This is a genomic window from Rhodoferax sp. GW822-FHT02D07, from assembly GCF_058802405.1.
In genome coordinates, this window is the sequence record NZ_JBXAOD010000007.1 from 148,891 (window position 1) to 170,892 (window position 22,002).

Sequence of the window (22,002 nt, forward strand, 5' to 3'; positions counted from 1 at the left end):
GCTTTTGGGGTGAATAACCTAGGGAAAACCCTTATATTAACGGTATGTTGGATACAAAGACCCTGATCAGGGCTTCTCTGGAGGCCGGACGGGAGTTTTTGCGTCCGCCGGCGGAGCGTGAGCCGGAGCTTTGGACTGCGCCGGCGCTCGTGCCTATACGGTCGCTGGGTGAAAACCATCGAGGGCGGATCGCAGAGCATTTGCTCGCATTGACACCGCAAGACCGTTACCTGCGTTTCGGGCACTGGACCAACGACGACCAGATTCAGCGCTACGTGGATTCGCTGGATTTTGAGCGCGACGAGATCTTCGGCATCTACAACCGCCGCCTTGAATTGATCGCCGTGGCACATCTGGCCTACGCCCGCGACGCGCGGCACGACAGTTGTGCGGAGTTCGGTGTGTCTGTTCTGCCCTCTGCACGTGGACGCGGCTATGGGGCCCGTCTTTTCGACCGTGCGGCCATGCACGCGAGCAATGATGGTGTGAGCCTGATGTTCATCCACGCGTTGAGCGAAAACGCTGCGATGTTGAAGATCGCACGCAACGCTGGCGCGCGCGTGGAGCGCGACGGCACGGAGTCGGAGGCCTATTTGCGCTTGCCGCCGGCGACGCTGGACTCGCGTGTGACTGAAATGATTGAAGAGCAGATCGCACAAACTGATTACCGGCTCAAATCCCAGGCCAAGAGTTTCTGGGGTTTTCTGGCCGATCTGCAGGAAATCCGGCGCGGCGTGATTGATGCCAACCGCCGCAGTTCGCCCTGACACGCAAATCCGCTATCCTTAGCGCTTCGCAACCACGGCAGCAATGCCCCACACGAGTGTCTGATCCCCATCCTGCGCGCCTGTCCGACAAAGAAGACAAGCGAACCTTCCTCCAGAAAATCGCCGAGTTCATCCACCCTGGACCGGACTCCACTGCCGAGCTGATCGAGACGCTGGCCGAGGCGGAAGACAACAACATCATTGGCGCGGAATCCCGTGTGATGCTGGAGGGCGTGATCCGCATGGCGGACATGACGGCAGGGGATGTGATGGTGCCGGCACCGCGCATGGATCTACTCAACATCCAGGAGCCGCTGGAATCGCTGCTCAATACGGTGATTGATACGGCGCACTCGCGCTTTCCGGTGTTTGACGGCGAACGCGAAAACATCATTGGCATCCTCATGGCCAAGGATCTGCTCAAGCTGCAGCGTGCGCCCGAGCTCAACATCCGCGCGCTGCTGCGTCCGGCCGTGTTCATTCCCGAATCCAAGGGGCTCAATGACCTGCTGCGCGAGTTCCGCGGCAACCGCAACCACCTAGCCATCGTGATTGACGAATTCGGCCGTGTGGCGGGTTTGATCACGATCGAGGACGTGCTGGAGCAGATCGTTGGCGAGATCGAGGACGAATTCGACATCGCAGAGGACGCCGGGGACATCTTTGCCCTGGCCGACCGCACCTACCGCGTGAGCGGCGATACACCGCTGGAGCGGGTGAATGATGCGTTCACGGTGACGCTGGCTGGCTCGGACCCCGAAGACCACTTCGACACCATTGGCGGTTTGATTGCACACGAGATGGGGCATGTTCCCAAGCGCGGCGAGCGCCATAGCCTGGGTGGACTGGACTTCGTGGTCTTGCATACCAAGGGTGGCGCCGTGAAGTGGTTCAAGGTGTCGCCCGCCGCGGATCCCGTCGCGGAGTGAGCTGGAGCGCCTTGCCCGCCCTGCGGACGCCTGCTGCGTCCGTGCCGCAGTGGCAATTTGCTATCGTTTCCGTAGCTGCTTGCGCACTATCCATGAGCGTTGCATGGCCATTCGGCTTTGCATTTGCGCGTGGTGCCACGCTGTGGTGGTTGCAGGTGATTGCGTTGGCCGGCTTGGTGCTGGTGCTTGCGTGTGCTCCAACGGGCCGTGCTGCGCTGACACTGGCCTGGGGCTTTTCCACCGTCTGGCTCAGCTCCACCTTCTGGTGGCTTTTCATTGCCATCCACACCTATGGCGGCTTGCCGGCCTGGCTGGCCGTGCTGGCTATCGTGGCCCTGGCTGCTGCGCTGGGTCTGTACTACGCGCTGGCCGGATGGATGTTCTGGCGCGTGCGCCGGGGCCATCCGCTGGTGCTGGCCCTGGGCTTTGCGGCGCTGTGGACCATGGCCGAACTGGCCCGGGGCACCTGGCTCACGGGATTTGGCTGGGGCGCCGTGGGCTATGCCCACCTGGACGGCCCGCTGGCCGCCTATCTGCCTCTGCTGGGTAGCTACGGCGTGGGCCTGCTGGCAGCGCTTGCCGCCGCCGGCTTGGCCCTGTTGCCCGCACGGCGCGCCTGGGGCGGGGCGGTGCTGGCCTTGTTGCTGGTATGCGTGCCCATAGCCGTGCCTTCGGTATGGAACAGCTGGACTCAGCCTACGGGGCAGTTGGGCGTGACCCTGTTGCAAGGCAATATTCCCCAAGACGAGAAGTTCGAGACCGGCAGCGGCGTGCCCCTGGCCCTGCAGTGGTATGCGGAGCAATTGCGGGCCAGCGCCAGCGATCTGGTGGTCGCGCCGGAAACCGCTGTGCCCCTGCTGCCGCAGCAACTCCCGCAGGGGTACTGGCAGGCGCTGGAGCAGCGCTTTGGCCGGGGCTCCAGCTCCGCCATCATCGGCACTCCGTTGGGCAGCTATACCGAGGGCTATACCAACTCCGTACTGGGCTTGGCCCCTGGGCTGACGACGCCCTGGCGCTATGACAAGCATCACCTCGTGCCTTTCGGCGAATTCATTCCGCCGCTGTTCAAGTGGTTCACACGCATGATGAACATCCCGCTGGGGGACTTCAACCGCGGCCCGCTGGGCCAGCCGTCCTTGCCAGTGAAGAGTGAGCGTGTGGCGGCCAATATTTGCTACGAAGACTTGTATGGCGAAGAACTGGCCAGCCGGTTTCTGGACGCCTCGCAGGCTCCCACGGTGTTTGCCAATGTGAGCAACCTGGGCTGGTTCAACGACTCCATTGCGCTGGACCAGCATCTCAACATCTCGCGCGCCCGGGCGCTGGAGTTCCAGCGCCCCTTTGTGCGGGCCACCAACACGGGGGCCACGGCCATCCTCGACCATGCGGCTGTGGTGCAAAAGTCCCTGCCGCCGCGTACCCGTGGCGTGCTGGTCGGCGAAGTGCAGGGGCGCAGCGGCATCACCCCCTATGCCTGGTGGGCGGCGCGCTTCGGGCTCTGGCCGCTATGGGGTCTGTGCCTCTTGCTGGCCGGGGCCGCATGGCGCTTGGGCCGTCGCCCCGACTGAGGCCCGCTGCCCCGTAAAATGCGGGGTTTACTCGAACGAACGTTCCCGGCCGCCGCGCGCTGCTGCGCAGGCCCACACACCATGCTTACTTTTCAGCAAATCATTCTTACCCTGCAGTCTTACTGGGACAAGCAAGGCTGCGCCCTGTTGCAGCCCTATGACATGGAAGTGGGCGCGGGTACATCGCACACCGCCACTTTTCTGCGCGCCATCGGCCCCGAGCCCTGGAAGGCCGCCTATGTGCAGCCCAGCCGCCGCCCCAAGGACGGCCGCTACGGCGAGAACCCCAACCGCCTACAGCACTACTACCAGTACCAGGTGGTCCTCAAGCCCGCGCCGGCCAACATCCTGGAGCTCTACCTGGGCTCGCTCGAAGCGCTGGGCTTTGACCTGAAGAAAAACGACATCCGCTTTGTGGAAGACGACTGGGAAAATCCCACGCTGGGCGCCTGGGGCCTGGGCTGGGAAGTCTGGCTCAACGGCATGGAAGTGACACAGTTCACCTACTTCCAGCAAGTGGGGGGCATTGATTGCAAGCCCGCCACGGGCGAGATCACCTACGGTCTGGAGCGCCTGGCCATGTACCTGCAGGGCGTGGACAACGTCTACAACCTGAAGTGGACCGACACCATGAGCTATGGCGACGTCTACCACCAAAACGAGGTGGAGCAGTCCACCTACAACTTCGAGCACAGCGACGCGGACTTCCTGTTCACGGCCTTCAACGCGCACGAAAAGCAGGCCAAGCACCTGATCGAAGCGCAGCTGGCGCTGCCGGCCTACGAGCAGGTCCTCAAGTGTGCGCACAGCTTCAACCTGCTGGACGCGCGCGGCGCGATCAGCGTGACCGAGCGGGCAGCCTACATTGGCCGCATCCGCAACCTGGCGCGCACCGTGGCACAGAGCTACTACGACAGCCGTGAGCGCCTGGGCTTCCCCATGGCGCCGCGCGAGTGGGTGGAACAGATGACGAAGAAGGCCGCGTAAGCGCACGGAGAGCACAAGAATGACAACGAAGAACCTTCTCGTAGAACTGTTTGTGGAAGAGCTGCCGCCCAAGGCGCTCAAGAAGCTGGGTGAATCCTTTGCCGGTGTGCTGGCGGACAGCCTCAAGGCCCAGGGCCTGGCTGCCGCCGATGCGGTTGTGACACCGTTTGCCTCGCCGCGCCGCCTGGCTGTGCACGTGACGGGTGTGGCTGCGCAGGCGGCTGACAAGGCCGTGTCGCAAAAGCTCATGCCCGTGGCCGTGGGCCTGGACGCCAGTGGCAATGCCACGCCCGCGCTGCTCAAGAAGCTGCAGGCGCTCGGGGCCGATGCCTCCGCTGTGGCTGGCCTCACGCGCGCACCCGATGGCAAGGCCGAGGCCCTGTTTTTCGAAAGCACCGTCAAGGGCGCGACGCTGGCCGAGGGCCTGCAGAAGGCGCTGGGCGACAGCATCGCCAAGCTGCCCATCCCCAAGGTCATGACCTACCAGCTGGAAACTGGCTGCGAGTTGCCGGGCTGGAGTAGCGTGAGCTTTGTGCGCCCCGCGCACGGCCTCGTGGCCCTGCATGGCGCGGACGTGGTGCCGGTGCAGGCGCTGGGCTTGCAGGCCGGCAGCAGCACGCAGGGCCACCGCTTTGAAGCGGCCGTGTCGCCCGTGCAGTTGCAGGACGCAGACAGCTATGCAGCAACGCTGCTGCGCGACGGCGCCGTGATCGCCAGCTTTGCCGAGCGCCGTGCCGAAATCGCGCGCCAGCTGGCTGCTGCGGCCGCCAAGGTGGGCGGCGGTTGCAAGCCGATTGACGACGATGCGCTGCTGGATGAAGTGACGGCGCTGGTGGAACGCCCCAATGTGCTGATCTGCGCATTCGAAGAGCAGTTCCTCGACGTGCCGCAGGAGTGCCTGATCCTCACGATGAAGGCCAACCAGAAGTACTTCCCGTTGCTGGACGCTGCAGGCAAGCTCACCAACAAGTTCCTGGTCGTCAGTAACATCCAGCCGGCCGACGCCAGTCTGGTGATTGGCGGCAACGAGCGTGTGGTGCGCCCGCGCTTGGCCGACGCCAAGTTTTTCTTTGACCAGGACCGCAAGAAGACCCTGGCCTCACGCGTGGATGCCCTGGCCAAGGTGGTCTACCACAACAAGCTCGGCACCCAGGGCGAACGCGTCGAACGCGTGCGTGCCATTGCCAAGGCAATTGCGGCCCAGCTGGGCGACGCCGTGCTGGTGGCGCAGGCCGACCTGGCCGCGCAACTGGCCAAGACCGACCTGTTGACCGACATGGTGGGTGAGTTCCCTGAGCTGCAAGGCATCATGGGTGGTTACTACGCGCTCAACGATGGTTTGGGCGAGATCGTTGCCAACGCCATTGAAGACCACTACAAGCCCCGCTTTGCGGGCGACGGCCTGCCGCGCAATGACGTGGGCGTGGTCGTGGCTCTGGCGGACAAGCTGGAAACCCTGGTCGGCATGTTCGGCATTGGTAACCTGCCCACGGGCGACAAGGACCCGTTTGCGCTGCGCCGCCATGCGCTGGGTGTGATCCGCATGCTGACGGAGAAGGATTTGCCGCTGGACGTGGCCGCACTGGTGCAAGCCGCCGCGCCGGCCTTTGGCGACAAGATCACCGATGCCTCTGCCGCATTGGTGGAGTTCATGTTCGACCGTCTGGCCGGCTCCCTGCGCGAGCAGGGCTACAGCGCACAGGAAGTGGAGGCCGTGCTGGCCCTGCGTCCGCAGCGCCTGGGCGATGTGGCCAAGCGCCTCGCCGCCGTGCGTGCCTTTGCCGCGTTGCCCGAAGCCCCGGCCTTGGCTGCTGCCAACAAGCGCGTGGGCAACATCCTGAAGAAGGCGGATGGTGTGGTGGAGGCCAAGGTGAACGACGCCCTGCTGCAGGAAGCCGCCGAGAAGGCGCTGGCCGATGCTCTGAAAACCGTAGCGCCTGTCGCAGATTCTGCGTGGGCTAGTGGCAATTACACCGGCAATCTGCAGGTGCTGGCGGTGCTCAAGGCGCCGGTGGATGCCTTCTTTGACGGCGTCATGGTGAATGCCGAAGACCCTGCGCTCAAGGCCAACCGCCTGGGCTTGCTGGCAACACTGCACGCCGCCATGAACCGTGTTGCTGACCTGTCGAAATTGGCTGCCTGACACTGGGGCCCATCCACCATGAAGCTCATCATCCTCGACCGCGACGGCACCATCAACGAAGACAGTGCCGAGTTCGTCAAGTCGCCCAACGAGTGGCGGCCGCTGCCGGGCGCGCTGGAGGCGATTGCCAAGCTCAATCACGCGGGCTGGCATGTGGTGGTGGCCACCAACCAGAGCGGTCTGGGGCGGGGTTTGTTCGACGTGGTGGCGCTCAACGCCATGCACGCCAAGATGCACACCATGCTGGCAGCCAAGGGCGGCAAGATCGACGCCATCTTCTACTGCCCGCATGCACCGGATGAGCAATGTCGCTGCCGCAAGCCCGAGCCGGGCCTGTTCGAGCAGATCGGCGAGCGCTTTGGCGTGGAACTCAAAGGCCTGCCCACGGTAGGCGACTCGGCGCGCGACCTGATTGCCGGGGCGGCCGTGGGCTGTGTGCCGCATCTGGTGCTGACTGGCAAGGCCGCCGCTTACCGCGGGCGCGAATTGCCCGACAGCTTTCCGCCCGGCACCACGGTGCATGAGGATTTGGCTGCCTTTGCCGACTACCTGGTGGCCCAGGCATGAGCGGCATGCCTCCGACCCCCGTGCTACCGGCGCCGCGCAAGCCCAATTGGGTGGTGGCGGTTGTGCGATCGTGCCTGCACATGCTGTGGATGTTGGTGACTGTGATTCCGTGGGCCATCATCATGCTGGTGGCGTCCATCCGCGTGCGCGGCAAGGCGCTGTGGTGGATGGCGGTGCGTTGGCTGGGTTGGGCCATTGGCGGTGCACGCGTGCTGCTGGGTATTCGCACGCACGTGATTGGCTGGGAGAACCTGCCCACGGGCGATACGGCGCCGGCCATTCTGCTGGTCAAGCACCAGTCCACGCTGGAAACCTTCCTCATGCCCACACTGATGCCGCACCCGCTGGCCTATGTGTTCAAGAAGGAGCTGCTGATGGTGCCCTTCTTCGGCTGGGCCATGGGCCGGCTGGACATGATCCACATCGACCGCAGCCAGCGCGCGGAATCCTTCGCCAAGGTGGTGGAGCAGGGCAAGCGCCTGCTGGCTCAAGGCATCTGGATCATCATGTTTCCTGAAGGCACGCGCATCCCGCGCGGGCAGCAGGGCAACTACAAGCTCGGTGGCACCCGTCTGGCCGTGGCTACCGGGGCGCCCGTGATTCCCGTGGCGGTCACTTCGGCAAAGTGCTGGCCGCGCAAAGCCTTCATCAAGACCCCCGGCGTGGTGGAAGTCTCCATCGGCAAGCCTATCCCCAGCGAGGGGCGCGACCCCAAAGAGCTGATGGACGAGGTGCAGGCCTGGATCGAGTCCGAAATGCGCCGCCTGGACCCCGAGGCCTACCTGGCCGTCCAATAGCCGTGCACCCGCTGCTGCGCTACACCCTCGATCTCTTTGAGCCTTTTGAGGCTCCAGCCTCCGTCAACAGTGCGCAAGCAGCTCCTAAAAAGATAGCGAATCCGCAGCCCAGCCAACCCTATGTGGCGGGCCAGCCGCTGCACCAGGCCATAGACCCGGCGCACTACACCCACCCCAAGGCCAACCGCGAGGTTCGGCTCCGTGACGCCGTCGTTGCCTACGCCTTCGCACGCGGCAAGCGCCGCACCATTGGCTTCGCAGTGGGGCCCGAAGGTCTGAGCGTGCGCGCGCCGCGCTGGACGCCGTTGTACGAGGTGGATGCCGCGTTGCGGGAAAAGGCGGACTGGATTCTGCGCAAGCTGGCCGAGGGGCGCGAGCGCCAGGCCCGGCAGCAGGAAACCCAGGTGGTTTGGCGTGATGGTGCCGAATTCCCTTATCTGGGCGACACCGTACGCATTGCGCTGGATGCGGGCCACCACTTTGTCGCCAAGGGCGGGCATCTGGACGCGGAGCGGGATGTTGGCGGCGTGCGGTCGCTGCGCGTGGCCCTGCCGCAGACGGCCACGCCCGAGCAGATCCGCGACGCGGTACAGGCCTGGCTCATGCGCCAGGCCAAGGCCCTGTTTGTGCAGCGGCTGGACCATTTCGCGCCACAGCTTCAGGTGCGCTGGACCAAGCTGAGCCTGAGCAACGCCGGTACCCGTTGGGGCAGCGCCAAGTCGGACGGCTCCATCCGCCTGAACTGGCGCCTCATCCACTTCCGCCTCGCTGTCATCGACTACGTGGTGGCCCATGAACTCAGCCACCTGCGCGTCATGGACCACAGCCCCCGCTTCTGGGATACCGTGCGCTCCGTGGTGCCCGACTACGCGGAGTTGCGCGGCAGCCTCAAGGACCCGGCGATTCCGCAATGGTGAGGGTTGCGCGCCGCATTACAGATATTCGCGCGAGAACGTCGGAAGCCCGCCTTGGGTCTGATAAATTCCTGCTTGCATCTACTTACAAAATACAGGGAGGAAAGATGAAGCACTGGATACGCGCGTCCGCCGTTTTGCTGGCACTCGTGGCCCACATGGCGGGGGCAGAAGAACTGTTTCCCAATGGCAACCCGGGCAAGATCACCCAATACTCCGAGCTGCCCAGCGGAAGCACTGCGGGAGGCTACCCGTTCTACACCGGTGGGCGAACTTGGTATGTGATGGAGCACAAGGCGGACAACAACAACTTAGATGTGCGGATTCTTAGCACCGCCGTCAGCAGCCCTCAGGATGGTGATTTCTTTGCCGAGATGTATGTCACGACGTCCATGGGCATAGCCAGAACCGAGGGTTATTTTTCCGCGGATTTGTGCGGCCCGAGTTCCACCCATCTCTTCATGCTGAACAAGGCTTCGGGTCGCATCGACAACTGCCTGACCATCAATCCCCAAGTTGCGAAGCTGCAATCGGACGTGATCACGCTGTTGGTCATCAGGGTCCGCAATTCCCAGTCTAGCTGGCGTCTTTACGACCTCATCATGGTACTGAATCCGGCCAAACTGGGTTTCCCGGCTACTACGGCTGCGGACTGGAGCGCTGGCGCCATTGCGGCGGACCCCAAGAAGAAGCAATCTTTCGACAAGATCGTGGCCTGGGCCAAGCAACTGCAAGATGGCGTGAGCAAGGCCATTGCTTTCTCCAAGCCGCAGGATGCATTTGACGGCGTTGCCCCGATCCAGACGCTGCTGGCTGCCGACTGAAGCGGTCACTGCCCACAAAAAAAGCACCCGAGGGTGCTTTTTTGTGCCTGAACGGTCGTTCTCAGCGCACCGTGCTCGCATCCTGCCCAAACAGGATCTTCTTGGCCGCTTCGTCCATACCCGGGTTCTTGATGCCTTCGGCGATCGCATAGGCCTTGACCGTTGCGGGGCGGGCCGCCACGCGGGCGAACCAGGCGGCAAGAAAGGGGAAGTCTTCGAGCTTCTGGCCCTGGCGCTCGTAGGGAACGATCCAGGGGTAGCTGGCCATGTCGGCAATGCTGTAGTCGCCCGCAATGTACTGGCGGCCGTCGCTCAGGTGCTTGTTGAGCACGCCGTAGAGGCGGGCGGTTTCCTTGGTATAGCGCTCCATGGCGTAGGGCAGCTTCTCGGGCGCGTACTGGTTGAAGTGGTGGTTTTGCCCGGCCATGGGACCCAGGCCACCCATTTGCCAGAACAGCCATTGCAGCGCCACATTGCGGCCGCGCAGGTCCTGCGGGATGAAGCGGCCTATCTTGTCGGCCAGGTAGAGCAGGATGGCGCCGGATTCGAACAGCGGAACCGGCGCTCCGCCGTCGGCAGGCGTCTGGTCCACGATGGCGGGAATGCGGTTGTTGGGGGCGATAGCCAGAAACTCGGGCTGGAACTGCTCACCGCGGCCGATGTTGATGGTGTGCAGCTGGTAGGGCAGGCCGGCCTCTTCCAGGAACATGGTGATCTTGTGGCCGTTGGGCGTGGTCCAGTAGTACAGGTCAATCATGGGGGTCTCCTTGTGGTGCTGGGCACCTTAGCGGTTTTGCGATGCACCTGCAGCGGCACGGCCCATCCAGACGGTGCTAGCGCCTATGAGTGCCATGGCCAGCACCAGCGCAGTAATCACGTCGCGTGCGTCGGCGCCGTGGGCGCCCAGGCCCACCGCCAGGCCGGCCAGCGGCTGGGTCAGGTTGTTGAGCAGGACGATGACGCCGCTGGTCTTGCCAAAGTCGGCCGGCGGGATGATGCGTTGGCGGCCCGCGCGGATATAGACGCTGAACATCTTGTCAAAGCCGGTGATCAGCAGAAAGCCCAGCGCGTAGACCGCCGGGTGCACGGCCCATGCCGTCATCAGCCCGCCCACCAGCAGCAGCGTGTAAGACCACACGCCCAGCGCGTGGCCGCGCCAGTGCACGCGCGCCACCCAGGCCAGCACCAGCACGGTGACCACGGCGCCCGCCGTCTGCAGCTGCGCATAGGCCGCATCGCTCTGTGCCAGCAGGCCGGTCATCATGGCCGCGGCGGTGGCCTGCGTCACGCCCACCACCAAGTTCACGCCGGCGGCCAGCGCAATCAGGGGCTTGAGGCCGGGCAGGTGCAGGATGTGGCGCAGCGCCGTGCCCAGCGGTACCCACAGGCTTTCGCCGGGCGTGTGGTGGCCCTGGGGCAGCGGCGCGGTATGGTTGCGCTGCCACCAGATCAGCCCCGCGTCGGCCAGCACAAAGAGCAGGGCGCTGCAGCCCAGCACGCCCTGCCAGGGCCAGAGGGCCAGCGCGGCGGCGGCGATGGCCGGGCCCGCCACCATGCCCAGCTGGTCGGCCAGTTGCGCATGGGCCAGCACGCGCTCAAAGCGCTCGCCGGGGAAGAGGTGGGGCAGCAGCACCTCGCGCGCCATCACGCCCTGGATGGTGAAAACGCCGCAGACCGCCGAAACCAGCACCAGCGATACCAGTCCGGCCTCTTCGCCCAGCGTGAAACCCGCCACCAGGCCGGCGCCACAGCTCAGCGCGCGCAGCGTTTGGCTCTGGCGCAGCAGGCGCAGCGGCGGGTGCCGGTCACTGAGCACGCCGCAGACCGGGCAGGCCAGAAAGCGCGCCAGTGTCTCCACAAAAAAAGCCACACCCGTCCAGGCGGCGCTGCCGGTGCGCTGGTAGACCACGAGGGGTACCAGAAAGAGCAGCACCTGATCGGCCAGTCGGGAGAGCAGCAGGGAGCCGTAGAACAGCAGATGGTGGGAACGCAGCATGGTCTGCACTGTAGCGGCGAACCAAGGCTCTGGCGCTGCGGCGCCGCGCCGCGCAGCAGCGTTCTGGTTTTGTAACTAGGCCGCGAAGCGCAAAACCCCGTCGGCACCGCGGGTGCGTTTCAGGTGCCCCGCGTACCAGAGCGCGTGCAGGTGGGCCACAGACTCGCCCAGCGCGAAGGTGGTCTGGTGGAAGTCCATGGCGCGGGTGAACAGCACGGGGATGATGTCCGCCGCGCTGCAGGGCTTCTGGCGGCAGGCGTCCAGCACCTTGTCCAGATGGGCGCGGTGGTGGTCGTGCAGCTGCCGGATGCGTTCGTGCAGGCCTGTGAAGGGCTTGCCGTGCGCGGGCAGTACCAGTGTGGATTCGGGCAGGGGCGAGAACTTGTCGATGGAGTCCAGAAACAGCGCCAGCGCGTTCGCCTCGGGTTCGGATTCGTAGACGCTCACGTTGGTGGAGATGCGCGGCAGCATCATGTCGCCGCCTATCAGCACGCCCAGGGCTTCGCAGCACAGCGCCATGTGCTCGGGCGCGTGGCCGTAGCCGCTGATGCAGCGCCAGGTGTTGGTACCAATGCGTAGGGTTCGGCCGTCCAGCAGGCGGTGGTACTCGTCGGGCACCGAGGGCACCAGCGTGGTGAAGTAGTCGCGCCGGTTTAGGAGTTTGGCCTGCGTCTCTTCGTCGTTGAGCCCGTGCTGCGCGAAGAAGGCGGCCGTGCGCGCGCCGCCAAAGCTGGTGGGCGCCAGGCAGGCCAGGCGCGCCACCTGGTAGTCCAGACCGCTGATCCACAGGGGCGCGTTCCAGCGCTGGCACAACCAGTGCGCCATGCCAATATGGTCCGGGTGCATGTGGGTGACGATGACGCGAAGGATGGGCAGGCCTTCCAGCTCGTGGGCGAAGATGTCTTCCCACTGCGCCTTGGCCTCGTCGCGGTGGATGCAGGTGTCCACCACGCTCCAGCCCGCCACGCCGTCGATTTCGTCGCGCAGCAGCCAGAGGTTGATGTGGTTGAGCGCAAAGGGCAGGGCCATGCGGATCCACTTGATACCGGGAGCCACCGTGATGCTGCGGCCGCTCTCGGGCAGGGCGTCGCCCAGGGGGTAGTGCAGGCGCTGTTCCAGTTCGTTCATAGGCCCTAATCGTTTTGCTTCATAATTGACGTTTACGTAAACGTCAACTTTGGGCATTGTAGACAGCCAACCTCTGTCTGCCCTGTCGCCACCTTTACCGCACCATGAGCACCACCTACAGCATCAGCGATCTGGCCCGTGAGTTTGACCTGACCACCCGCGCCATCCGCTTCTACGAAGACCTAGGCCTGTTGCAGCCCGAGCGCACCGGCCCGGGCGGACGCAACCGCGTGTACAGCGGGCGTGATCGTACCCGCCTGAAGCTGACCCTGCGTGCCAAGCGCCTGGGCCTGAGCTTGACCGAGGCGCGGGACATCATCGAGATGTACGACAGCCCGCGCGACACGGGCGCGCAGCTCAAGAAGTTTCTGGACGTGCTGTCCGAGCATCGCAAGCAGGTGGAAGAGCAGATGGCCGAGCTGCAGGCCAATCTAGACGAGATCAAGGTGCACCAGCGCGAGGCCCGCGCCCTGCTGGCCGCCAGTGAAGCCAAGGCCGGCAAGCCTACTGCCAAAGCCGCCACCAAAAAGGCCGCCTGAGCGGCCACAACAACACCATAACGAGGAGACACACCATGAACACCTTGCCCGGACTGAACTTCCAATTGGGCGAAGACATTGACGCCCTGCGCGACGCGGTGCGCGAATTTGCACAGGCCGAGATCGCGCCGCGCGCCGCCGAGATCGACCGCAGCGACCAGTTCCCCATGGACCTGTGGCGCAAGATGGGTGACCTGGGCGTGCTGGGCATCACGGTGGGCGAGGAATACGGTGGCGCCAATATGGGTTATCTGGCCCACATGATCGCGATGGAAGAAATCTCCCGCGCGTCGGCCTCCGTGGGCTTGAGCTATGGCGCGCACAGCAACCTGTGCGTGAACCAGATCAAGCGCAACGGCACCGATGCGCAGCGTGCCAAATACTTGCCCAAGCTGATCAGCGGCGAGCACGTGGGTGCACTGGCCATGAGCGAGCCGGGCGCAGGCTCCGACGTGTTGAGCATGAAGCTCAAGGCCGAGGACAAGGGCGGCTACTACCTGCTCAACGGCAGCAAGATGTGGATTACCAATGGCCCCGATGCCGATACGCTGGTGGTCTACGCCAAGAGCGAACCTGAGTTGGGCGCGCGTGGGGTCACCGCCTTCCTGATCGAAAAGGGCATGCCCGGCTTCAGCATTGCGCAAAAGCTGGACAAGCTGGGCATGCGCGGCAGCCATACTGGCGAGCTGGTGTTTAAGAACGTGGAAGTGCCCCACGCCAATGTGTTGGGGGCGGTCAACGGCGGCGCCAAAGTGCTGATGAGCGGCCTGGACTACGAGCGCGCCGTGCTCACCGGCGGCCCGCTGGGCATCATGCAGTCCGTCATGGACAACGTCATCCCCTACATCCACGACCGCAAGCAGTTTGGCCAAAGCATTGGCGAATTCCAGTTGATTCAGGGCAAGGTCGCTGACATGTACACCGTGTTGCAGGCCGGGCGTGCTTTTGCCTACACCGTGGCCAAGAATCTGGACCTGCTGGGCGTGGAGCACGTGCGCCAAGTGCGCAAGGACTGCGCCTCCGTGATCCTGTGGACGGCCGAGAAGGCCACCTGGATGGCCGGTGAGGGCGTGCAGATCTTTGGTGGCAATGGCTACATCAACGAGTACCCACTGGGCCGCCTGTGGCGCGACGCCAAGCTCTATGAAATTGGGGCGGGCACCTCGGAGATTCGCCGCATGCTCATAGGCCGGGAGCTGTTCGCGGAGACCATGTAAAGTTCAAAGCATGGGCAAGGCACGATGCGACCTTGCCCTATCTTATGCAACTGCTCATTCGCTATTGGTTCGTTTCTCTTGTTCTGGTTCTTGTAGGAGGCTGCGGCAAAAGTCCTCAAAGCGCGGCCGAACCGTCACCACTGTCGGCGCAAGAGACAAACGCCAGTCCGATTTATTTCAGCTGCCCGGTTCCCAGTGTTCTGACTGAACGTGTAAATGCCATTCATCTTGTGGCGCAGTTGGCGGGAGACAACATGAATTCGCGTTCGGGAGTTTTCTCCAGCGAGGCGCTGCTGCTGACTTGGAGTGACGGCAGCGACGATGAAATCGTGCTGGATGAGCCCTATAGCTTTACCGCCAAAGATCCCGCTCATCACAATGGGTGCAACAACTTCCGCTTCCATGCGGTGGGAGACTTATTGTTCTTTGACTACAGCTATGGCACTGGCAATCCCTATCCGGGCCAGCAGGTCCTGTATCTTCAACCAGGCGAACAAGAATTTGTAGGGCTTGATGAGCTAGGGTTTACCTTGGACGACGGATATTTGGAGTTCCAAGGTAATGATTGCATTGAAACGCTGCAGAAGGGCGATGGGGTGATCCAGCGGGTATGTGTGTTGGATGGCCGATTGGCACTCTTTGCTAAGCGCTTGGAGGCGGAGCTGCAAGAAAGTTCTTCGCACTCGTTTTTGTGTGATCTGTCCAAAGAGCCTCCATCGGTTTTGGAATACAACTTCAGACCTTTGAATTCCGAAGTCCTGGAATACCTGCCAAGAGAAAACCAAGAGAAGATGCAGGCTGCTTGCGTGCAGTATCAATTGAAGATGCTCCGTCCTAAGAAGGGTTGAGGTCGATCGGACGTCTTTGGCAAAACCGCCGTATGCTCTCCCGCTGGTAACCGATCGCCAACACGTTTCATGACATCTGCCATTGCACGTACCCTGACAACTCTTCTCCATGGAGCCCTGCGGGGCCTGCTGCGTGCCTGGGTGCTGGTGCTGCCCCTGGTGGTAGCACTCAGCGCAGTGCGCTGGGGGCAACTGGCCTACTTCTGGCCCAGCGGCTTTACGGCGCCTTTGGCTGATCTGGGTGCCGTGGCGCTGCAGGGCTTCCGCTTTGACCTCAAGGTCAGCGCGATCGCAGGCTTCCTGTTAATGCTGGTGTTGCCATGGATTCCGGCGCGGGGCTACAGCCGCATCGTGGCGGTACTGGCCGGGGTATTCATCCTGCTGTCGGTCATCAACCTGCACTACTTCGGCTTCTACAAAACGCCCATCGATTCGCTGGTGTTCGGCTTGGTGGAGGACGACACCAAGGCGGTGCTGGGAACCATCTGGCACGATTTTCCTGTGCTCTGGAGCTTGGTGCTCATTGCCGCGCTGACCTGGGCCGCCATCCGCCTGCACCGGCTGGCCGTGCGCGGTCTGGCGCCGGACACGGCGCTGCAGACTCGCCATGCCGTGGTGCGCGTCGTGGTCATCGTCGTCGCCTTCTTCGCGCTGGCCTTTGCTGGCAAGGGCACCATCCGCGAGATGGCGTTGCAGCGCCAGCATCTGACGGTGACCACCTCGCAGTTCCTCAACGACATGGTGCCCAACGGCGTCATCGCGCTCAAGTACGCATGGGACAGCCGGCGCGAATCGCAAAACCTGTCGGACCCACTGGTAGGCCTCAAGGCCATGGGCTTCGAGTCGCCCCAGGCCGCGGCCCAGGCGCTGGGCCTGCCGCATGGCAGTGAGGCCGAGGTGAAGGCCGCGCTGTACCAGCACGATGCGCTGCCCGCGGGTACCTCCAAGAAGAACCTGGTGTTCTTCCTCATGGAGTCCTGGAGCGCCGAGCCCATGCTCTACCAGAGCCCCACGTTTGACGTGCTGGGCCGCATGCAGCCCACCCTGGCCAACGCGTGCCACTTCTCCAACTTCGAGTCTGCCCAACCGGGCACGCACCCCTCGCTGGAGGCCATCCTCTTCTCCACCCCCATCACCCCGCTGACCATGGGCGACGCAGGCCGCAAGCCGCTGCCCTGGTCGGTGGCGGAGGTGGCCAAGCGCGCGGGTTATGACACCCTGTTCGTCACCTCGGCGCGCTCGGGCTGGCGCGACCTGAACCGCGTGCTCAAGGTGCAGGGTTTTGACGAAGTGATTGACGCCAACAACCTGAAAGAGGCTTACCCTGATGCCGTCGTCGGCTTGTGGGGCGTGTGGGACAGCTATGTCTACAAGTACCTCGAAAAGCGCATGGCCGCGCAGCCCAAGGGGCGGCCCCTGTTCGCCTTTGTGCTCACCTCCACCAACCACCCGCCCTACGATCTGCCCAAGGATTACCAGCGCGTACCGCTGGACATGACGCAGTGGAAGGGCGAGACCAGCGAGGCCACGCTGGTGCCCAATCTGGATACCTACCGCTATGCGCACGACCTGCTGGGCGCCTTTGTGCAGCAGGTGCAGAAGGGCCCGTTCAAGGACAACACCATCGTGGCCGCCACGGGTGACCACAATGTGCGCTCCTTCGGCGTTTACGCCGACCCGCACCGCCGCTACCTGATGCGCCAGGTGCCGTTTGTGATCTGGGGTGACAAGCTGCAGTGCGGCAACCAGCTCACCCAGCCCGCCAGCCACCGCGACATGTTCAACACCCTGTTCCCGCTGGCGGGGATCGATGGCAACTATGTCAACGCCGGCCGCAACCTGCTCAAACCACTGCCGGCCCAGCCCGACCCCATGAACGCGCCGCGCGGCCTGTTCTTCACGGGGGATGCCCGTAATGCCCAAGGCATGTGGCAGCTGGGCAACCCCAAATCCTTTGTCTGCACCTCGGCCAAGGCCGACAAAAACAGCCCCTGCGAATTCAATGCGCTGGATGACCAGCAGGAACGAGCCAGGTACGGATTGCTGGACTGGAACATTCGCAGCAGCCTGAAGAAATAAAATACGCCCCATGACTGACAAACTCAACGACCTCTTTTCCCGCAACCGTGAATGGGCCGCGGAGATGGAGCGCACGCGCCCCGGCTTCTTCACCGGTCTGGCCAACCAGCAAAAGCCCCAGTACATGTGGATCGGCTGCTCCGACAGCCGCGTGCCTGCCAACGAGATCATTGGCTTGGCGCCCGGAGAAATCTTCGTGCACCGCAATGTGGCCAACGTGGTGGTGCACTCCGACTTGAACGCGCTTTCCACCATCCAGTTCGCGGTGGAGCGGCTCAAGGTCAAGCACATCATGGTCGTGGGTCACTACGGCTGCTCGGGTGTTCAGGCTGCGCTGGAGGGCGCGCGCATCGGTTTGGCCGACAACTGGCTGCGCCACATCCAGGATGTGCGGGACCGTCACCGTGACATCCTGGACGTCATTCCTGAACACGGCAAGGCAGCCGCACTGTGCGAGCTCAATGCCATTGAGCAAGTGGTGAATGTGGCGCAAAGCACGGTGCTGCAAGACGCCTGGGCCGCCGGGCAAGAGGTGACGCTGCACGGCTGGGTGTACGGCGTGCACGATGGCCTGGTTCAGGACCTGCATATGACCGTGGGGCGCGAAGACGATCTGGCTCTGCTGTACCGCGAAGCCATCTCCGGTGTGCGCCTCATGCCGCGCCATCCACGGTAAAAATTGCCTCTGGCCCTTGTGGAGTATGCGCCAGCAGCTATTGAAATCATAGCGCGCTGACGCCATGTTCCCCGCGCGGCTTGACTCTTCGATCGCCAACGACATCGCCCGTGCGATGCTCGACGGCTTCAACCGACACTACCAGCTCTTCCGCACCGAGAGTGCGCGCGCCAAGCACCGATTCGAGGTAGCAGATTGGCATGGCCAGCAGCGCGCCCAGCGTGAGCGCATCGAGTTTTATGACCTGCGCGTGAAGGAATGCTCCCGGCGGCTGGAGCGGGAGTTCAAGGCCGGCGAGCAGGCTGCCGAGGTCTGGCAGCAGATCAAGCTGCACTATATCGGGCTGCTGGTGGACCACCACCAGCCCGAGCTGGCCGAGACCTTCTTCAACTCGGTCACCACCAAGATCCTGCACAGCAGCTACTTCCGCAACGACTACATCTTTGTGCGTCCCGCGGTCAGCACCGAGTACATCGAGAACCTGGCCTCCACCGGTCGCCCCCGGGACGGGGCAGGCCATCGCCCCACCTACCGCGGCTACTACCCCACGCAGGACGACCTGCCGGAACAGCTGCTGCGCATGGTGCAGGACTTCGATCTGCGCGTGCCCTTTGAAGACCTGGCGCGCGACGCACAGCGCGTAGCCGGCGTCATGCGCGCGCAGCTGGGCGAAGTGAAGCTGCGCGCCAACTTCCAGGTGCAGGTGCTCACCGGCCTGTTCTTCCGCAATAAGGGTTGCTACATCATTGGCAAGCTCATCAATGGGTTTGTCGAGCACGGCTTTGCGCTGCCCGTGTTGCACAGCCGCGGTGGCCTGCGCATCGACGCCGCGCTGTTTGGCGAAGACGACCTTCTGCGTCTGTTCAGCTTTGCGCGGGCCTACTTCATGGTGGACATGGAGATCCCCAGCGCTTACGTGCAGTTCTTGCGCAGCATGATGCCGCGCAAGCCCCGCAACGAGCTCTACAACGCGCTTGGACTGGCCAAGCAGGGCAAGACGCTGTTCTACCGTGACTTTCTGCACCACCTGCAGCACAGCACGGACCAGTTCCGCATTGCCGCAGGCATCAAGGGCATGGTCATGCTGGTGTTTGACCTGCCCAGCTACCCGTACGTGTTCAAGGTCATCAAGGACCACTTCCCGCACCAAAAGGACACCACGCGCGAGCAGGTCAAGGGCAAGTACCAACTGGTGAAGCAGCACGACCGCGTGGGCCGCATGGCCGACACGCTGGACTACGGCGACGTGGCCTTCCCGCGCGAGCGCTTCAGCGACGCGCTGATTGCCGAGCTGCAGGCGCACGCGTCCAGTCAGTTCGAGATCAGTGACCGCGATGGCGATGGGCAGACCGAGGTGGTCATCAAACACCTCTACATCGAGCGGCGCATGATCCCGCTCAATATGTACCTGCAAGAGGCGTTTGATGCTGGCGGCGCCGACCCGACCAACACCAGCCCGGCCGCACAGCGCGCGCGGGAACAGATTACGCGCGCCGTCATCGACTACGGCTACGCCATCAAGGACATGGTGGCCGCCAACATCTTCCCAGGCGACATGCTGTGGAAGAACTTCGGCATCACCCGCAACAGCCAGGTCGTGTTCTACGACTACGACGAGATCGAATACCTCACCGCCTGCAACTTCCGCAAGGTGCCCGAGCCGCGCAACGAAGAAGAGGAAATGTCCGGCGAGATCTGGTACCGCGTCGGTCCGCACGATGTGTTCCCCGAAACCTTCGCGCCCTTTTTGTTGGGCAATCCGCTGGTGCGCGAAGTCTTCATGCAGTACCACGCCAACCTGCTAGACCCTGCCTTCTGGCAGACGCAGAAGGAGCGCATCGCGGCGGGCTATGTGCACGATGTGTTTCCCTACGAGAAGGGCAAGCGCTTCCCGCGCGATTGAGGTTGCAAACCGGTTTGGCGTACACTCCGCCCTGCCCGGGGTGCGCCATGGTGGCGCTGAGATGGATACCGAACCCGCGAACTTGATCTGGTTCATACCAGCGTAAGAAGTGCAGCGCAGCCGACGGCCGAATGCCGTCCGGGCGGCGTCTTTTCTCATCAGTTTGCGGGGCCGTGTCTTCTTTGTCTTCGGGCCTAACCGGAGAACCCCGTGAACGCCCCCGACAAACTCGCCCAGTTCATTCGCCTCACGCGCGAACCGCTTCCCGCTTCCACGAAACGCTATCTGCAAGGCAGCCGCCCTGACATCCAGGTGCCCTTGCGCGAAATCCTGCAGAGCAATGGCGAGGCCATCACGGTCTACGACACCTCCGGCCCCTATACCGATCCGCGCGCCGACATCGACGTGCGCCAGGGCCTGCCGCTGGTGCGCCAGGGCTGGGTGGACGGCCGCGGTGATACCGAGTTGTACTCTGGCCGCAAGCCCTTTGCGTTGGACGATGGCCTGAAGAACGGCGAGACTGATGCGCTGGCAGCATTGCGCGCCCAGGCTGCTGGCCTGCAGCGTCAGCCGCGCCGCGCGCGCAGCGGTGCCAACGTCACGCAGATGCACTACGCCCGCAAAGGCATCGTCACCCCAGAGATGGAGTACGTGGCCCTGCGCGAGAACCAGAACCTGGAATGGCAGGCGCAGTACCTGGGCAATGCCGAGCGCGAAGCGCGCCTGGCCGGCAACAGCTTTGGCGCCAGCATCCCCAAGGTGGTGACGCCCGAGTTTGTGCGCGACGAGGTGGCACGCGGTCGCGCCATCATCCCGGCCAACATCAACCACACCGAGCTGGAACCCATGGCCATTGGCCGCAACTTTCTGGTGAAGATCAACGCCAACATCGGCAACTCGGCGGTCACCTCCAGCATTGAAGAGGAAGTGGAAAAACTGGTCTGGTCCATCCGCTGGGGCGCAGACACCGTGATGGATTTGTCCACCGGCAAAAACATCCACACCACGCGCGACTGGATCGTGCGCAACAGCCCCGTGCCCATCGGCACGGTGCCGATTTACCAGGCACTGGAGAAAGTGGGCGGCATTGCCGAAGACCTGACCTGGGAGATCTTCCGCGACACGCTGATCGAGCAAGCGGAGCAGGGTGTGGACTACTTCACCGTGCACGCCGGTGTGCGCCTGCCCTTCATCCACCTGACGGCCAATCGCGTGACGGGCATCGTCTCGCGCGGCGGCTCCATCATGGCCAAGTGGTGCATTGCCCACCACAAAGAAAACTTCTTGTACACGCACTTCGACGAGATGACCGAGATCATGAAGGCATATGACGTGAGCTACTCGCTGGGCGATGGCCTGCGGCCCGGCAGCGGCGCAGATGCGAATGACGAAGCGCAGTTTGCCGAGCTGCGCACGTTGGGCGAGCTGACGCACAAGGCCTGGCAGCAGGACGTGCAGGTGATGATCGAAGGCCCCGGCCACGTGCCCATGCACATGGTGCAGGCCAATATGACCGAGCAGCTCAAGCATTGTGGCGAAGCCCCGTTCTATACGCTCGGGCCGCTGACCACCGACATTGCACCGGGCTACGACCACATCACCAGCGGTATTGGCGCGGCCATGATCGGTTGGTTCGGCACGGCCATGCTGTGCTACGTGACACCCAAGGAGCACCTGGGCTTGCCGGACCGCGAAGACGTGAAGACCGGCATCATCACATACAAGATCGCCGCCCACGTGGCCGACGTAGCCAAGGGCCACCCCGGCGTGCGGGCGCGCGACGATGCGCTGTCCAAGGCTCGCTTCGAATTCCGCTGGATGGACCAGTTCAACCTCTCGCTGGACCCGGACACCGCACGCAACTTTCACGATGAAACCCTGCCCAAGGACTCGGCCAAGGTGGCGCATTTCTGCTCCATGTGCGGCCCCAAGTTCTGCAGCATGAAGATCACGCAGGAAGTGCGCGACTATGCCAAGAACCTGGGCGTGAGCGAGGAACAGGCGCTGCAGTCGGGCATGGAAGTGATGTCCGACGAGTTCAAGAAGGTGGGCGGGGAAATCTACATTCCCATCAACCCCGTGCGGGCCAAGACCGAAGACCGCAAGGCCTGAGCGATGGC

Annotated in this window: 19 protein-coding genes and 1 riboswitch; of the genes, 16 read left to right on the forward strand and 3 right to left on the reverse strand. The window is 63.5% G+C overall.

From position 1 onward, the window contains the following. Positions 1-44 precede the first annotated feature (44 nt). From AC1RNN_RS16040 to AC1RNN_RS16080, 9 genes are all read left to right on the forward strand, one after another. Positions 45-767, forward strand: coding sequence for a GNAT family N-acetyltransferase (locus AC1RNN_RS16040; RefSeq protein ID WP_493090149.1), 723 nt, complete (start codon positions 45-47; stop codon positions 765-767). A 56-nt stretch (positions 768-823) separates the two neighbouring features. Beyond that, positions 824-1,696, forward strand: a complete 873-nt coding sequence (locus AC1RNN_RS16045) for a CorC family transporter (RefSeq protein WP_493090148.1) — start codon at positions 824-826, stop codon at positions 1,694-1,696. 92 nt (positions 1,697-1,788) lie between these two features. Next, complete coding sequence (gene lnt / locus AC1RNN_RS16050) at positions 1,789-3,264, forward strand: apolipoprotein N-acyltransferase (RefSeq protein WP_493090147.1); 1,476 nt, start codon at positions 1,789-1,791, stop codon at positions 3,262-3,264. Positions 3,265-3,345: 81 nt separating this feature from the next. Further along, on the forward strand, positions 3,346-4,251 hold the full coding sequence (gene glyQ, locus AC1RNN_RS16055; protein ID WP_493090146.1) for a glycine--tRNA ligase subunit alpha: 906 nt from the start codon (positions 3,346-3,348) through the stop codon (positions 4,249-4,251). A 19-nt stretch (positions 4,252-4,270) separates the two neighbouring features. Beyond that, on the forward strand, positions 4,271-6,394 hold the full coding sequence (gene glyS, locus AC1RNN_RS16060; protein ID WP_493090145.1) for a glycine--tRNA ligase subunit beta: 2,124 nt from the start codon (positions 4,271-4,273) through the stop codon (positions 6,392-6,394). A gap of 18 nt (positions 6,395-6,412) precedes the next feature. Beyond that, positions 6,413-6,961: a D-glycero-beta-D-manno-heptose 1,7-bisphosphate 7-phosphatase gene (gene gmhB / locus AC1RNN_RS16065; RefSeq protein ID WP_493090144.1), complete on the forward strand. Its 549-nt coding sequence runs from the start codon at positions 6,413-6,415 to the stop codon at positions 6,959-6,961. Positions 6,962-7,014: 53 nt separating this feature from the next. Then, positions 7,015-7,758: a lysophospholipid acyltransferase family protein gene (locus AC1RNN_RS16070; RefSeq protein WP_493090326.1), complete on the forward strand. Its 744-nt coding sequence runs from the start codon at positions 7,015-7,017 to the stop codon at positions 7,756-7,758. Between the two features lie 2 nt (positions 7,759-7,760). Next, a complete protein-coding gene (locus AC1RNN_RS16075) occupies positions 7,761-8,675 on the forward strand; it encodes a M48 family metallopeptidase (protein ID WP_493090143.1) in 915 nt (304 codons plus the stop codon). Positions 8,676-8,779: 104 nt separating this feature from the next. Then, the gene (locus AC1RNN_RS16080; RefSeq protein ID WP_493137467.1) at positions 8,780-9,496 is read left to right on the forward strand and encodes a hypothetical protein; all 717 of its coding nucleotides are present in this window, start codon (positions 8,780-8,782) and stop codon (positions 9,494-9,496) included. Between the two features lie 61 nt (positions 9,497-9,557). Here the strand turns inward: AC1RNN_RS16080 and AC1RNN_RS16085 are convergent, their stop codons facing one another. From AC1RNN_RS16085 to AC1RNN_RS16095, 3 genes are all read right to left on the reverse strand, one after another. Next, positions 9,558-10,253, reverse strand: a complete 696-nt coding sequence (locus AC1RNN_RS16085) for a glutathione binding-like protein (protein WP_493090141.1) — start codon at positions 10,251-10,253, stop codon at positions 9,558-9,560. A gap of 27 nt (positions 10,254-10,280) precedes the next feature. Then, positions 10,281-11,489 (reverse strand): MFS transporter, encoded by a 1,209-nt coding sequence (locus AC1RNN_RS16090; RefSeq protein ID WP_493090324.1) that lies wholly within the window; start codon positions 11,487-11,489, stop codon positions 10,281-10,283. A gap of 78 nt (positions 11,490-11,567) precedes the next feature. Next, the gene (locus AC1RNN_RS16095) at positions 11,568-12,620 is read right to left on the reverse strand and encodes an MBL fold metallo-hydrolase (RefSeq protein WP_493090140.1); all 1,053 of its coding nucleotides are present in this window, start codon (positions 12,618-12,620) and stop codon (positions 11,568-11,570) included. 104 nt (positions 12,621-12,724) lie between these two features. Between AC1RNN_RS16095 and AC1RNN_RS16100 the strand changes: the two genes are divergently transcribed. The 7 genes from AC1RNN_RS16100 (at position 12,725) to thiC (ending at position 21,994) form a co-directional block, all read left to right on the forward strand. After that, positions 12,725-13,159, forward strand: coding sequence for a MerR family transcriptional regulator (locus tag AC1RNN_RS16100; RefSeq protein WP_493090139.1), 435 nt, complete (start codon positions 12,725-12,727; stop codon positions 13,157-13,159). 35 nt (positions 13,160-13,194) lie between these two features. Then, positions 13,195-14,376, forward strand: a complete 1,182-nt coding sequence (locus AC1RNN_RS16105) for an isovaleryl-CoA dehydrogenase (RefSeq protein WP_493090138.1) — start codon at positions 13,195-13,197, stop codon at positions 14,374-14,376. 44 nt (positions 14,377-14,420) lie between these two features. Continuing rightward, entirely contained in the window at positions 14,421-15,224 is an 804-nt protein-coding gene (locus AC1RNN_RS16110; protein ID WP_493090137.1) for a hypothetical protein, read from the forward strand. Positions 15,225-15,293: 69 nt separating this feature from the next. Further along, entirely contained in the window at positions 15,294-17,303 is a 2,010-nt protein-coding gene (locus tag AC1RNN_RS16115) for an LTA synthase family protein (protein WP_493090136.1), read from the forward strand. Between the two features lie 10 nt (positions 17,304-17,313). Beyond that, positions 17,314-17,979 (forward strand): carbonate dehydratase, encoded by a 666-nt coding sequence (gene can / locus AC1RNN_RS16120; RefSeq protein ID WP_493090135.1) that lies wholly within the window; start codon positions 17,314-17,316, stop codon positions 17,977-17,979. A 64-nt stretch (positions 17,980-18,043) separates the two neighbouring features. Further along, the gene (gene aceK, locus AC1RNN_RS16125) at positions 18,044-19,882 is read left to right on the forward strand and encodes a bifunctional isocitrate dehydrogenase kinase/phosphatase (RefSeq protein WP_493090134.1); all 1,839 of its coding nucleotides are present in this window, start codon (positions 18,044-18,046) and stop codon (positions 19,880-19,882) included. A gap of 26 nt (positions 19,883-19,908) precedes the next feature. Then, positions 19,909-20,009, forward strand: a riboswitch (TPP riboswitch). Between the two features lie 83 nt (positions 20,010-20,092). After that, the gene (gene thiC, locus AC1RNN_RS16130; RefSeq protein ID WP_493090133.1) at positions 20,093-21,994 is read left to right on the forward strand and encodes a phosphomethylpyrimidine synthase ThiC; all 1,902 of its coding nucleotides are present in this window, start codon (positions 20,093-20,095) and stop codon (positions 21,992-21,994) included. Positions 21,995-22,002: the final 8 nt, after the last annotated feature.

Bases quoted from the DNA above. Each gene is read 5' to 3' on its own strand.
- AC1RNN_RS16040 (WP_493090149.1), top strand. From the start codon at position 45: ATGTTGGATACAAAGACCCTGATCAGGGCTTCTCTGGAGGCCGGACGG.
- lnt (WP_493090147.1), top strand. From the start codon at position 1,789: ATGAGCGTTGCATGGCCATTCGGCTTTGCATTTGCGCGTGGTGCCACG.
- glyQ (WP_493090146.1), top strand. From the start codon at position 3,346: ATGCTTACTTTTCAGCAAATCATTCTTACCCTGCAGTCTTACTGGGAC.
- glyS (WP_493090145.1), top strand. From the start codon at position 4,271: ATGACAACGAAGAACCTTCTCGTAGAACTGTTTGTGGAAGAGCTGCCG.
- gmhB (WP_493090144.1), top strand. From the start codon at position 6,413: ATGAAGCTCATCATCCTCGACCGCGACGGCACCATCAACGAAGACAGT.
- AC1RNN_RS16080 (WP_493137467.1), top strand. From the start codon at position 8,780: ATGAAGCACTGGATACGCGCGTCCGCCGTTTTGCTGGCACTCGTGGCC.
- AC1RNN_RS16085 (WP_493090141.1), bottom strand. From the start codon at position 10,253: ATGATTGACCTGTACTACTGGACCACGCCCAACGGCCACAAGATCACC.
- AC1RNN_RS16095 (WP_493090140.1), bottom strand. From the start codon at position 12,620: ATGAACGAACTGGAACAGCGCCTGCACTACCCCCTGGGCGACGCCCTG.
- AC1RNN_RS16100 (WP_493090139.1), top strand. From the start codon at position 12,725: ATGAGCACCACCTACAGCATCAGCGATCTGGCCCGTGAGTTTGACCTG.
- AC1RNN_RS16105 (WP_493090138.1), top strand. From the start codon at position 13,195: ATGAACACCTTGCCCGGACTGAACTTCCAATTGGGCGAAGACATTGAC.
- AC1RNN_RS16110 (WP_493090137.1), top strand. From the start codon at position 14,421: ATGCAACTGCTCATTCGCTATTGGTTCGTTTCTCTTGTTCTGGTTCTT.
- AC1RNN_RS16115 (WP_493090136.1), top strand. From the start codon at position 15,294: ATGACATCTGCCATTGCACGTACCCTGACAACTCTTCTCCATGGAGCC.
- can (WP_493090135.1), top strand. From the start codon at position 17,314: ATGACTGACAAACTCAACGACCTCTTTTCCCGCAACCGTGAATGGGCC.
- aceK (WP_493090134.1), top strand. From the start codon at position 18,044: ATGTTCCCCGCGCGGCTTGACTCTTCGATCGCCAACGACATCGCCCGT.